Source organism: Bdellovibrio sp. NC01, assembly GCF_006874625.1.
Lineage (GTDB): Bacteria > Bdellovibrionota > Bdellovibrionia > Bdellovibrionales > Bdellovibrionaceae > Bdellovibrio.
In genome coordinates this window covers 2,475,934-2,488,549 of sequence record NZ_CP030034.1, presented here as the reverse complement: position 1 = coordinate 2,488,549, position 12,616 = coordinate 2,475,934, and the positions used below count along the sequence as shown (strand labels likewise).

Annotated in this window: 9 protein-coding genes; 2 read left to right on the top strand and 7 right to left on the bottom strand. The window is 44.6% G+C overall.

Annotated features, from left to right (window positions below):
* Nucleotides 1-843, bottom strand: a complete 843-nt coding sequence (locus DOE51_RS11950; RefSeq protein ID WP_142696797.1) for an MBL fold metallo-hydrolase — start codon at nt 841-843, stop codon at nt 1-3.
* Between the two features lie 15 nt (nt 844-858).
* A complete protein-coding gene (locus DOE51_RS11945; protein ID WP_142696796.1) occupies nt 859-2,151 on the bottom strand; it encodes a hypothetical protein in 1,293 nt (430 codons plus the stop codon).
* A 104-nt stretch (nt 2,152-2,255) separates the two neighbouring features.
* On the opposite strand from DOE51_RS11945, the gene DOE51_RS11940 reads away from it, so the two are divergent.
* Complete coding sequence (locus DOE51_RS11940) at nt 2,256-3,002, top strand: helical backbone metal receptor (protein ID WP_246845057.1); 747 nt, start codon at nt 2,256-2,258, stop codon at nt 3,000-3,002.
* Between the two features lie 18 nt (nt 3,003-3,020).
* Here the strand turns inward: DOE51_RS11940 and DOE51_RS11935 are convergent, their stop codons facing one another.
* The 3 genes from DOE51_RS11935 to DOE51_RS11925 all read right to left on the bottom strand — a co-directional run bounded on the left by DOE51_RS11935 (nt 3,021) and on the right by DOE51_RS11925 (nt 9,416).
* Nucleotides 3,021-6,359 (bottom strand): hypothetical protein, encoded by a 3,339-nt coding sequence (locus DOE51_RS11935; protein WP_142696795.1) that lies wholly within the window; start codon nt 6,357-6,359, stop codon nt 3,021-3,023.
* Nucleotides 6,346-7,440, bottom strand: coding sequence for a hypothetical protein (locus DOE51_RS11930; protein WP_246845056.1), 1,095 nt, complete (start codon nt 7,438-7,440; stop codon nt 6,346-6,348). Before DOE51_RS11930 ends, DOE51_RS11935 begins: the two co-directional genes overlap by 14 nt.
* A 221-nt stretch (nt 7,441-7,661) precedes the next feature.
* Nucleotides 7,662-9,416, bottom strand: a complete 1,755-nt coding sequence (locus DOE51_RS11925; RefSeq protein ID WP_142696793.1) for a hypothetical protein — start codon at nt 9,414-9,416, stop codon at nt 7,662-7,664.
* A 174-nt stretch (nt 9,417-9,590) separates the two neighbouring features.
* Between DOE51_RS11925 and DOE51_RS11920 the strand changes: the two genes are divergently transcribed.
* Nucleotides 9,591-10,256: an SOS response-associated peptidase gene (locus DOE51_RS11920; RefSeq protein ID WP_142696792.1), complete on the top strand. Its 666-nt coding sequence runs from the start codon at nt 9,591-9,593 to the stop codon at nt 10,254-10,256.
* Here the strand turns inward: DOE51_RS11920 and DOE51_RS11915 are convergent.
* Nucleotides 10,253-11,542, bottom strand: a complete 1,290-nt coding sequence (locus DOE51_RS11915) for a 3-deoxy-D-manno-octulosonic acid transferase (RefSeq protein ID WP_142696791.1) — start codon at nt 11,540-11,542, stop codon at nt 10,253-10,255. The genes DOE51_RS11920 and DOE51_RS11915 overlap by 4 nt on opposite strands.
* Nucleotides 11,539-12,501, bottom strand: coding sequence for a glycosyltransferase family 9 protein (locus tag DOE51_RS11910; protein ID WP_246845055.1), 963 nt, complete (start codon nt 12,499-12,501; stop codon nt 11,539-11,541). Before DOE51_RS11910 ends, DOE51_RS11915 begins: the two co-directional genes overlap by 4 nt.
* Nucleotides 12,502-12,616: the final 115 nt, after the last annotated feature.

Here is a 12,616-nt window from a genome sequence, read left to right as displayed (position 1 = left end):
TTAGCGGCCGGGGAAGAAGACCACGCGGTCTTGGAATTCTTTGGGGATTTTATCGTCGATCATTTTTTGGATGTCGTAGTCGGTGTAACGACTTGAAACGTGGATCAAGACGATCTTTTCACTTTCGATATCTTTCAATCTTGGGATGATCTCTTCGATATGGGTGTGCCCCCATTGGCGTGCGGACTCGATGGTCTTGCGATCATCGATGTAAGTTGATTCCAGTAGAAGTACTTTTGATTTGCGAACCCAGTCACGAGAATCAAGGAATTCGATTTGAGTGTCACCCGTGAAGCTTACGGCTGGAACATGAAGTATCTCATTAACATCCTCACCCTTGCGGCGAAGCTCTATAATCTGCTCTTGTGTGAGTCCTTGAAGTTCTGCTTTAAGTTTTTTGTGGGTTTCAAAGACAGTGTAACCGAACGATTCCACGCGGTGAGTGGTGGGAAAGGCTTTCACGTAGCATTGCGGATTGAGCTGAAATTCTTGATCGGCTTCAACTGCGATGAACTCGTACTTGTATTGATGACCTTCGATCTTTTCCCAAATCTTCATGATCTGATCCATCGGTTCCACCAAAGACTTTGGCATATAAAACTTCGCGGCCTCTTGGCTGGTCATTGCCTTTTGCGAAATGATATAGGGAATGCCGGCAGCATGGTCTAGGTGACCGTGAGTGATAAAGAAATGTTTTAGGTTCAAAAGATACGGGAAGCCTTGGGCGACATCGAAGCTGAGTGACAGCTCCGGCATCGCGATGGCTGTGCGGATGCCCGAAAGTGAAAGACCGTGAAACTTGTATTTTTGATAACTCCAAGCTTCGCCGGCTTTCACTGACATTCGGTGCTCCTTAAATTACATGCACTTTGCAACAAGGTCGTGACCGATCCACGAAACCGGAGCTTTTGGCGCCCATGAATCGTGAAGCATCACATAACCACATGACTTAAAGACTACTTCGCTTAGTACGAACGTAATAAGTTGTTTTTCATCTTTATGAAGGCTGATCAAATGATCAGAACTTGCCAGCATGAACTCCATCTGCTTTTGGTCGGAGTTTTGTGGCCATAGGTCGTACTTACTGTGAGTCAGAGTGATATTGTTTGTCAGATAATCGTCTGTGAACTTAATGATCTGATCGAAAGTCACGTCATCTTTAAGAAGTTTTTTACAGTCAGCCAAAACTTGCTCTGTATGTTTTCTGTCGGCGCCGTCAATTTGCAAAGCCGCCAAAAGAGGATACAAAGACACTTCAACACCTTGGAATACAGAGCTTGAGTTCGTCAAAATCTCTGGGCAGTTGTAAACGCAAGTATGAACGCCTTCTTTGCTGAATTTTTCAGACAACTTTTCAAGATCCATTTTTGCCCAACCTTGGAAGTAAGGCGTGTATGTTTGCCATTTGTATTGGCCTTTGATCAGCACTTCAGTGCCGTGGTAGCCATACGCTGTGTAAGAAACGTGCGAACCTTGGCTTTCCAATTTTTTGCGAAGTGGAGCAGAGATTTCTACCAAATGGCGGAATGTTTCAGCCGTCACTTCAACAAAGTTCTTCAAGCACATTTTGCCGATTTCAGAATCGAACAAAGTTTGTGAAGGGATGTGGCGATCGCCAGTGCCTTTGAACGTGCGGTTCAAAAGAGGCATGATGATTTTTGTACGAGGAACACCACCAGCCATCAAGTGAGCAAACACGACGTTTGCACCTGTTGGGATGTGCTTTTCAAGTTCTTTCATGAAAAGTTCAGTGTTCTTTTTGAAGCGCACGATGCTGTTTTGGTGCGACTCTTCAATCGATTTCCAATCCAATTTTGCTTCAGTCCAATCGCTCAACTTCACGTCTTTCAACTGATCGCATGGAGTGATGCCTTTTGAATCTGGCTCCATGTCAAAGCCTGCTTCCAATGGAACGTTGATGAAGGGTTGAGGAATGTTTGCAGTTTCTTCAGCAGTCAATGCACGAAGAGATCCGTCTTTTTCTCTGCGACCAACCGTTGCACGCACGATTGTCATGCCACGACGTTCAGCTTCTTCAACTAAACCATTGGCGTAGCCACGAGAAAATAGTTCGCCAAATAACACAAGAACATCGCCCTTTTTGTAAGGGGCCAAAGCTGGTTTTTCGCGTAGTGGGAAGACTTGCGTCATAAAATACACCTCATTGTTAGGCGACCATAGTCCTTGGCTCTATTGCCGAGGTCAAGTTTTGACTCTTATTGGCTCGCTGTATATTCTTTCTGAGGAGGAAAATAATGCGAGTTGTGAGTATGGTGCCGTCTTGGACGGAAACCCTTTTGAAAGCAGGCGTCAATGTTGTTGGCCGCACACGTTATTGCATTCATCCTCCGAAGTTGATCACCAACATTCCTATCGTTGGTGGAACGAAAGATGTTTCCTGGGATTTGGTCGCTGATTTGAAACCTGATTTGGTGCTTTTGGATCAAGAAGAAAATCCGCTGGAGATGGCAGAGGAATGTCCCGTTCCTTACTTTGATACTCACGTTAATTCTTTAGAGTCTTTGCAGAAAGAACTCGTGCGCTTGGGTGAAAAATTTGAAAACCCTGTGCTGATGGAATTAGCAGTTCAGTGCTTGGATATTCTTGAAGCACCCATGGCAAAGTGGGATTCAAAGAAAATCCCTGGCTTCCAAGAATGGGTGAAACCGGCTAGCTCTTCTGAAAAAGAAGTCATTTATCTGATTTGGAAAAAACCGTGGATGGCGGCAAGTAAAGACACTTACATCGGCTCGGTTTTAAAAAAACTGGGTGCTAAGATGGTTGATTATCCTGAAGGGGAGAAGTATCCCGTTTTGGAAATAGAAGACAATCCCGATGCGTTGTATTTGTTTTCTTCAGAACCCTATCCGTTTGCTAAAAAAATCGCCGATTTAAAAGCGCTAGGTGTTGAAGGTGCGATTGTGAACGGTGAATCTTATTCGTGGTTTGGTGTTCGCAGCATTGAATTCTTAAGTGAATATCTACAAATTAAAAAAGGCTAGGGGAACCTAGCCTTTTCTTTATTTCGTAACCTGATAATGACTTGGGTAAGAACCAGAACCCAATTGGAAAAGTTTTTCCATCATGTTGCCAGCTTCTTTCGTCAACTCTTGTGACTTATCTGCTGTGCCCGGAATCTTCGCTTCACCTTTGATCGCTGTGACAAAGCGGTTGAAATCCGTCGTTGAGCGAAGTGCGATAAAGAAGTTACGGTTTCTATCGTCACCAGCATCCTGCATTTGTGAACTGCTAGTTTCTTGCGCGATCAAGTAGTAGTTTTCAGTCACCTCTAACGGTTGCGTGCGAACTTGGCCTTCACAGATCATCAAACCTTTAGTTGCAACACCGGCTTTTTCTTCATCCGTCAAACGTGGGTTCAACACGCTCAAGTAATCACGGCGACCGAACCAGCTTGGATCTTTGATGAACAATGATGGATTCAAGTTTACGATCACACATTGTTCGTATTTGTTCACACGCACTTTCAATAAGCTTTGTTGCACAGTCATTGACGTTGAAGTGCTGACTGAAACCGAGTTGCTGTTACTTTGCGAATCAGATACCGACCAAGAAAGCGAAGCTCCGACATCAATACCTAGCGAGAACAAATCTAAGAACTTTTTCGAAAGACCTGCTTTGCCAGCAATACTAACTGATTTCGTAAAGCTCTTATTGTGTGCATTGCTGACAGAGAAGCTTGTACCAACCGTCAAACCTTGGTTGTAGCCTTTCATGTATTTTGTTTCGCCCACTTCTTTGACTGCCAAGCGTTTTTCAACCTGGAAGAAGCGTGATGGGTCTTTGCTAACTGCATGGAAGCAGTCCGTACCGAAGCCCATTTTCAACATGTCCATGAACGCACCACCTTTTTCAGCGTAAATTGAAGAGCTGAAATCGTTGGCCCAGAAAGCACACATTTTTTGTGCGATTTCTTTGCTCATAGTGCCAGTGTTGATCAAGTTTTGAAGATCCGCTTTGTTGACGATGTAACGTGTGTTTATAAGCTTCACATTCATCGCTTTTGCAAGAGTGTCGTTCGCAGCCATCGTGTTTAAGTTCACGATACTTAAGTTGCGATCCGCAGCGAACTGCGTGTTCGTTGCCAGTTTGTTTTGCGCACTTACTGCTTGAGCTTTGGCTTGCAAACCTTGTTTTACAACTTCATTGATAACACCTTTAGCGACAGTCACTTTGTCAGTGCCAGACACTAGGAAGTTATTCACAGTTGATGCATCAAGCAGACGCAGTGGACGGCTTGCTTCATCCAAGTTGATGACAACAGGACCCACAAATGTTGGCGTTTCAAGACCTGTGGATGTGTCGATAGCTGAATCCAATGGACCCGCCGTTTTCAAAGTGATTGCACCGTTGGAAACAGTCACTTTGCTTTCGTCAACTGGGTACACCTCGACAAGCATGTTGTTACGGTTGCCAAGAGCTTTCAAATCCTGAGTTTCCAAAGAAATATCAGTGTTGATTTGACCACTCATCACGTTTACAAGTTTTTCAGCAGAAGTGATGTAAGTGTTTTGACCTTCGTAATCGCGGTTCTTAACGATCGCAAATTTCACCAAGTAAACACCGTCACGCAGACGCTCAATTTCACCACGACCGTTTGATAAGCTTGAGTACATCAAAACACGTGGTTCCATTTTCAATTGGATCTTCTTAACCACATGCAAGTTCATCAAGTTATCAACTTGGTAAGCGTAAGACAAAGTGCTGTAGTTGAAGTAATCAACGATCAATTGCGAACGTGGACGGTCTTCTTGTTTGCACTCCAGGATCAATTTTTCAGTGCTGCTGATGTAACGCATGTCACGGCCGGCAGCGAAGTTATCCCAAGGATTTACAAGAACGTCGAATTTTTCGTTCATGCCTAAGTCTTCATTGGCGATTTGCACGAAACCTTTGATGTAGTGTTGGCAATCGAAGTATTTAAACTTGATTGTTTCATCCCAAGTGATGCACGCGTTGTTGTCTGTTTTCACAGTCAAAGTATCGGCTGCATCCGTTGCATTTTGACGGAAGCGAGTGATCTTGAAAGTTTGCGAGCGTGTTGATTTTTGATCCAAACCATTTTTCACACACGCTTTGATGTTGTAAACCACTTCGCGAGTTGAAGTTGTCTCTGCACCGATGCGCACGTTTTTGATCTCAAGTTGTGAAACTTCGATCTTTGGTTTTTGGTACGTGTCTTCGTTAATTGTTGAAGAGCCCGTGTCTTTATTTTGAATCGTCGCAACTGGGGCTGCGTTGATATAGCTATCAATTTTGAAGTTTTGATCTTGGGCTACTTGCGAAGCCAATTTCAAGAATGAAGAACCCTTGATTTGGTCATAATCGCCAAGGATGTAAATACCATCAAAGCCAGTCAAGCCTTCTGGCGCATTTTCAGGTGTCAATTGCACACCCAAAACCAATTGACCGCGAGTTGGGATCGCCGACAATGAAATTGGTGAACGAACAGCCAAGCTGCCGTTTTCCATTTTTGTATCTAAAGCAGCCGTTTGCGCAAGCAGACGGTGAATCTCTTTGCCACCTTCCACGTAAGAGTGGATCAACTTGATAGTTGTTTTGAATGAACCTGCTGTTAGGTTGCGCAAGAAGATCTCGCCATTCATTTTAGTCAATTGAATCGCTGGGACACCACGAACTTCAAATAGCAAGTCAACACCAGCAGTCGTAAGTTTTTGTTCCGTGACGAACAAACGACCATCTTCCAACCACAATGGGCGAGTGCGAAGTTGTGAATCTTTTGAATATCCTTGCAAAGCCAACGCTGAAAGTTTTGTTGATTTCACTAAGTTTGGAACGGCGTCTTCATTTCTGATATCCAAAACTGGCGCTAGGTTTTCACCGTGCGACCAAGGATTGATAGCGAAAGAAACTGTGCGCACACCTTTATGAAGACCAGTACCACGTACGTGGCGATCCAATTTGATGTATTGAGAATCAGCCAAATAGTTGTACTTAATGTTTTCAGACCAGATCAAGCAACCAGAAGCATCTGTTGTCACAGTCTTTTTGATTTCATCGATTTGGAATTTATGACCTGAAATAACTTTGTTGTAGTAGATGTCTTTCAAACACGCATAGAAGTTGAAAACTTTCGCAGTTGGCAATGCGAAAGCACCTTCTTTCGTTGCTTCAAGAACTGAAGAACGGCTTGGCGCTGCTTCGATATTGAAAGTCGCAGCCTGAGCAAGCTCTGTTTGGTAATCATGATCACCAGTCGCTTCCGCTGTAACCTGATCGGCAGCCGCTTTCTTTTCTTTTGGCGATGGCAAGTTACAAGCCGCAAGGCTCAGTACATTTAAGCTTAAGAATAATGACAGCAACAGCTTAGATGTTTGCATAGAAAGTCTCCAGCTTGATCGTCAAAAACTTCTCGCGAGATTGCACCGGGTTTTCGTACATGACTTCTGCGTCTTTGTACTGAACGCCTAACTTGAAGCCCTCTTTCTTGAATGAGAAAGAAGTTTCAACGGCATAACCAACACGATTCGTTTCAAATCCACGAGAGTTGAAGTAAGCAACCGCTGCTTCCGGTGCTACCGAGAAATAACCGGCTTTCAGTGTCCAATCCATATTCTTAGTCATATGGATGTTGCCTCCGCCCCAGTAAAATGAAGCATCTGCATCTTCTGAAGAGACTTGATCGTTATGTAAGTATTCAGCACCTGCCAAAAGATCCAAGTGTGTCAGCACTGGCAATTGCAACTCTGTATACGCTTCAATACCTTGGAACTTATTGATGAATGCATATTTCGCATCTGATTCGTTAGAAATCTGCATGTTACCAAGAAGCAAAGACTGCTGGGCGACTGCAGATGGCAAGTTGTTATAGATGAAGTAACCAACGCGATTTTTCCAGAACGCATCTTTGTTGCCCACGTTTGCAAGCAAAGTCGCTGTGTTCAAAGAAGGAGTCGGTTCTAGCTCTTTCGTATTTGTGCTAAGTGATGTTGAAGTCGGGATTGCTGTTTCCACCGCAAGACCTGTATTCACGATTGAGCCATTGTAGATCGCCATTGCGCGAGCCGCAGGGAAGGCCATGTCGTCAATAAGAAGGCTAGAGTGAAGATATCTTTGGCTTAAAGCACCTGCAGAAAGGCGCAAGCTGTCGATTGGGTTATAATGAGCCGCCGCCTGATTCAAAAGGATTTTATTTTCCATTTTATCGGCGCCATCAATAGTTTGCGATTGGCCTGAAACCAAACGCACTGACGGTTGCAGATCTAAATAGAATGAAGATGTCAGAGTGTATTTCGCGCGTAAATCCAAACGCATATCAACGTATTTAGATTGGCTTTGATCGTCTTGGAAATCGTTGCCAGCCATGCGTAAACGCCAGTCAGCTTGGAATTTTGATTCTTTCTTTGGTGTAGGCAAAGAAGTGCTTAGCTGAGTTTCAGGAGCTTGCGCCCATGCTTTCATACTCAGTATCAGAGTGAGACAAATTGTTGATATAGCACTTCTTTTCATTCCAACCCCATTATTCACAGGGATGTATTTCAAAAGCTGTGCGCGGCGAAATAGTCTTCATTTCAAAATTAAAAGACTTAATCCGCAGACTTTATACACGTGACATTCTTTGGCGCTCCCATCTCAGGGTGAGACGGGAGGCTGGCTTGCACTCCGGCTTCGCCGGAGTAGTATTATTGGATGTATTTATCGATGTAGTACAAGAAATCGTAGCGATAGAAATTCGGATTCTTCGCGTTTTCGGCTTCGAGTTCCTCGAGGTTTTGGCCATAAATAACAGTCGTATCTTTTACGAGCTGATTTCTAATAAAGTTCTCAGCTTTGTACCAACGAGTTTTTGTTTCGTCGTCAGAGCAGCTTGCAAGCTCTTGCGGAGTGCTTGCGCCCATGCGTCTTTCCATACAGAAATATGGGTCGAAAGACATACGGTTTACTCGCAAAAAGCCTTCCAGAAGATTGAACGTGACAGTCTGACCGCGAGTGTTTTTGTAAGATATTTTGCATGACTCGCCAGCAGCTTTCGCCATCGCTAAAAGTTCCGCTTTGAAATTACCACCAGAGTACTCGATCAAGTTATCGCGCGCTTTGATACGCTCGTTATAACTCTTCATCGACTTCACGATGTCATAGAAGTTAGAACGAAGGCGGAAGTCACGACCTGGCGTCGAATAGTTTTCCCAATCACCATCAGCTTGAAAGATGTTCTTCGGCAATGTTTCAGGATGTGGTTGCAAGTGCAAGCCTTGATCAATCGCTTTTTGCGCATCTAAGGCACGGTCTTGATAGCCTGAACACATTTCATCAATTTCAGCTTTCAATTGTTCCAAGGGGCGAATCTTTGCGTTCGCATCTGTTGCCAAAGCGAGTTTCAAATATTCATAGTAATCCACTTGGCGACCTTGAATTGCAAAAGTGCCTTTTGCCCAATTGCCTGCAGGGTCTGGAATTGTGCCGTTGAATTGCTCAAGAGAAAAGCCACGAAGTTGACTGTTTTGTGCCGTTACCAGCGTCCCTGAAGAATAACCGGCACCTGTCACTTTCGCGTTTGTGATTGCAAAAGGACGGAAGTTTTTAAAGCCTGCACCGTGAGCAGGGCGGCTGCGCAAGAATGCCTTATTATACATTTTATGAGATACACCGTTGTCAGGATGCGAGTCAAAATAACGGATGTCACCTGTCGCTGTGATTTCATAAACAACAGCCACGTGGCCAGACGGATCGTAGATCACAGTGCCTGGTTTGATATTGTCGCGATCCATTTTCACAGGATAGAAATCAGGATCTACAGGCATCTGCAAAGTTGCATCGAAACGATAGTTCGCTGAATTCACACTGCCGATGATTGAACGCGCCGAAGTAAAGAAGTTGTAGGACTTGTTATTCGTCGACGGCACCGTGATACGTGATTTCATGATCACGCCATTTTTACTGTTATTAAGAGCGAAATCGCGGGCTGCATTCGGAAAGAAGTTTCCTTGCAACATTTGATCTTTTGTCCACTCGCTAATGTCTTCTTCCGTACCTGATTTACCAGCAACAGCAGTGAATGGCAGACCATTTTTCCACGCATAATACATACGTAGAAGATAAGGGAAGCGGCCACAGTCAGCGTAATAAAACACATCAGCTTCTTGGCTTGCATCATAATAAGGATTAGCAACAGGGTCTTTAAAGCATGAATCAACGCTATTACACTTAGACTTCGCCATTCTTACGACGAAGTTTTGGTAGCCAAGCTCGTCGTTGGCGTCCCATTGAAGTTTACGCACAGTCCAGACCCCTTTAGCAGGATCGGCGTTTTTAAAAGCTATCGACATAGAGGGGCTTGGCGTCTCCATAGGATCGGCAGAAGCCACAGAGCTTACCAATGAGCCTAGAACACCCGAAGTCATCGCTATCGCTAATAGTGTGCGTTTAAACGTTTTCATAATATTGGAGGCAATTGCAAAGCCAAGGCCACGACATCTCGATCTGGAACGCGAATATAAAGGCATTGGATAAATTTCAAACTGTCTCAAACTTTGACAGTGGACCTTTCTGGTTAGTTTTTCGGGGTGGCGTCAGAGTTTGTTTGTGGCGCTAAAAAATGATTTACTCCGTGCATGTGCGCAACTTATGCGGCGGCAAGCCTCAACACTATTCAAAAGTATTTTAAGGTTAAATTGCCGGCCATCATCCGCGAGGTTGAGCCCGTCTTGCATCCGCATTCATCTGCTCCAGTGATCATCGCTCCTCAAGGAGAGATGCAAGTGGAGTATATGAATTTCTCGTTGATCCCGTCGTGGTCTACGGAAAGAAAACCAAAGTTTGCAACCTACAACGCGCGCATTGAGGAAGTGTTAACAAAGCCATCTTGGAAAGAGCCCTTTGCGACTCGGCATTGTATTGTTGTGATGGATCAGTTTTTCGAATTTGCTGCCATGGGATTATTTGAAGGGCACAAAATAGGAATCTCTGCGAAAGACACAACGTCGCTTTTTGCCGCGGGCATTTGGGATCAATGGTTTGATAAGCAGACGGGGCATTTCGTGCGGTCATTTGCTATCTTAACGACAGAACCAACGCCGCAAATTCTTGAAGCAGGTCATGACCGTTCGCCGATTTTCCTAGATCCAGATGATTGCACAGAATGGATTATGGGCAGAGAGTCCCGCACCGAGTGGCTTGAATTTCTGAAACACGCGCGCCTTTTTCAAGATCTTTCCTTTGAACAAGGCGAGCGAATGAAATCATACACAGGCCAAATGAAGCTGTTCGAAGAAAATTAAAGCTGCTGCGCGATCGAAGAAAGCACACGTTGCGTGCTGTTCTTGTTCTTACCGATTTCGGAGCGGATTTCTTCTTTGATATGCGGGATTTGTTCGAACTGCTTACGCATACGATCAATCAACACCACGATATCTTCTGGTGAATGCACAACCTGCACGATCATCCCTGACGAGAAATTCTTTTTCTGATAAAACAAAGCTTCACGATTGTTTTGATGGAAAGGTCCCACCATCACCGGCAATCCTGCGGCTAAAGCTTCCATCACCGAATGCACTTGTTTTTTGAACGAGCCACCAATGAAGGCCATGTCTGACCATGTGTAAAGCTCTGCCAAAATGCCGACTTGATCGATCAATAAGATACTGCCTGTCGGCCATTCCGTTGTTTTTGAATAACGCACGAACGGAAGACCCGCATCGCTCATTTGTTTTTCTAATTTTTCAAGATGTGCCGGCGTTGTTTCATGGGGCGCAATGATCGCTTTAAAAGCCTGGCGTTTTAACTTCGCCAAAGCAGGAATCACCGCGTTTTCATCTTCAGGCCATGTCGAGCCTGCGATAAAGACAAATTCATCCGGAGTTGGCATTAGTCCTGATTTCAACGGCTTTGGATTTTCCAAGCGATGGAAAACCTGATCGAAGCGCGTGTCGCCACTTACAAAAATCTTAGATTTCAAATGCAAGCTTTCCAGATTGCGTTTGTCTTCCTCAGACACACAGTGAATTTCACTGATGCGATCCAAAGAATACTTCGTCAGATAACGAGTCATACCTTTCAAGCGCGAAGAATTATCTGCAAACGTGGCAGAGAATAAACAAGAAGGCAGACCCTTTTTTGCCGCTACTTGGGCAAGCACAGGCCACACATCTGTGCGCGAGAAAAGAACCGCACGGGGATTCCATTTCGTGATGAAGGCAGTCAGTGAAGACTCTAGATCCCACGGCAAAGCACCCCACATATCGACGTCATGCAAGCCTTCCAGAATCTTTTTAGCGGAAGGAGAAGAATAAGTCACGATGATCGGTAGATCTGGATATTGCTTTTTAAATTCGCGAATCACCGGACGGGCGTATTCGATTTCGCCACTGGCCGCGTGAATCCACAAAGGACGTGCTAAAGCCAATTCATTTTCAGAGCCTGCTTTTTTGATTTTATAAAAGCCTGAATTCTTATCTTCGATCATTTCGCGCATTTTGCCACTAAAGAACGGACGAAGAAGTTGCAACATGTAGAAAGCAAAAGGCATCAAGGCGTATTTATAAAATGCAAAAACAAGTGAGCTCACGAATGGCCTCTAAGAATTCCTTGCAGTTGTTCCGCCACTTGTGGAGGCGTGATATCGACAAGGCATTTATGATATTTTTCTTTATTCACACAAGGACCCTGACCGTGTTTGCTGCAAGGGCGGCAATACAAATCAAGTTCCATGATTTTTGTTGTCGGACGAGAAGGGAAACCAAAAGGGGCTGGTCCCATTAAAGCAATGGTGCGTTTGCCCAATTGTTCTGCCACATGTAACAGACCTGTGTCGTTGCTAACGACGGCGCGAGACAAAGCGACCACAGCCGACGAAACGTTCAACGAACATTTTCCAGCAAGGTTCAATACACGATCCGGCGCAACCGCATGAATGTCTTCGATGAACGAATCTTCGGGGCCGCCAAGTAAAACAAATCTTTCGCCTGGAAGTAATTGAATCAAATCCTTCCAATAATCTTTCGGCCAACGTTTCAAAAAGAACGCAGCCGACGGCGCTAAAGCAATGGCGTTGGTATAGTCACCTAAAACCTCTGCCGCTTTTTTTAAATTCTCTTCACTTGGAAAAATCTGTGGAGCCGGAGGAGCGATTTTCGAAACGCCCCATTTCTGCAAAGGCTCTAACAAATCACGCTGGCCATTGAATGGCATTTCAAAAGTATTGATGCGAAGTTTGAAAAGCAAAAATCTTTTCCAACGACGAATTGAACGACGAATAAATTTTGGACCAATACCAATGATACCAAGAGGACGTAAGATCCACGCAATCACACGCGAACGCATGTTGTTGTGAGCATCGTAAATGTGCGTGAAATTTTCCGCACGCATGCTCCATACAAGTTTAATCAAACCAAGTAGACCCGTTTTACGATCAAACTCCCACACACGTTGAATGTGAGGATGGTTTTTCAGCAAAGGCGCCATGTCTTTACGAGTGATCCACTGCACCTCAGCGCCCGGAAAGGTTTGGGCAAGTGCTGAAGGCACACTCAGAGTCTGAACCACGTCTCCAAAGCTGGAAAAGCGGATGACTAAAATTTTGGCAGTTGGGGCGTTGTTTAACATCCCAAAGAGCCTACCAAAGGCGCCGTAAAAGGTCACA

What these genes read in the sequence shown, in the direction of transcription:
- DOE51_RS11950 (WP_142696797.1), bottom strand. Translation starts at nt 843, where the DNA reads ATGTCAGTGAAAGCCGGCGAAGCTTGGAGTTATCAAAAATACAAGTTT.
- DOE51_RS11930 (WP_246845056.1), bottom strand. Translation starts at nt 7,440, where the DNA reads ATGAAAGCATGGGCGCAAGCTCCTGAAACTCAGCTAAGCACTTCTTTG.
- DOE51_RS11920 (WP_142696792.1), top strand. Translation starts at nt 9,591, where the DNA reads ATGTGCGCAACTTATGCGGCGGCAAGCCTCAACACTATTCAAAAGTAT.
- DOE51_RS11945 (WP_142696796.1), bottom strand. Translation starts at nt 2,151, where the DNA reads ATGACGCAAGTCTTCCCACTACGCGAAAAACCAGCTTTGGCCCCTTAC.
- DOE51_RS11925 (WP_142696793.1), bottom strand. Translation starts at nt 9,416, where the DNA reads ATGAAAACGTTTAAACGCACACTATTAGCGATAGCGATGACTTCGGGT.
- DOE51_RS11940 (WP_246845057.1), top strand. Translation starts at nt 2,256, where the DNA reads ATGCGAGTTGTGAGTATGGTGCCGTCTTGGACGGAAACCCTTTTGAAA.
- DOE51_RS11935 (WP_142696795.1), bottom strand. Translation starts at nt 6,359, where the DNA reads ATGCAAACATCTAAGCTGTTGCTGTCATTATTCTTAAGCTTAAATGTA.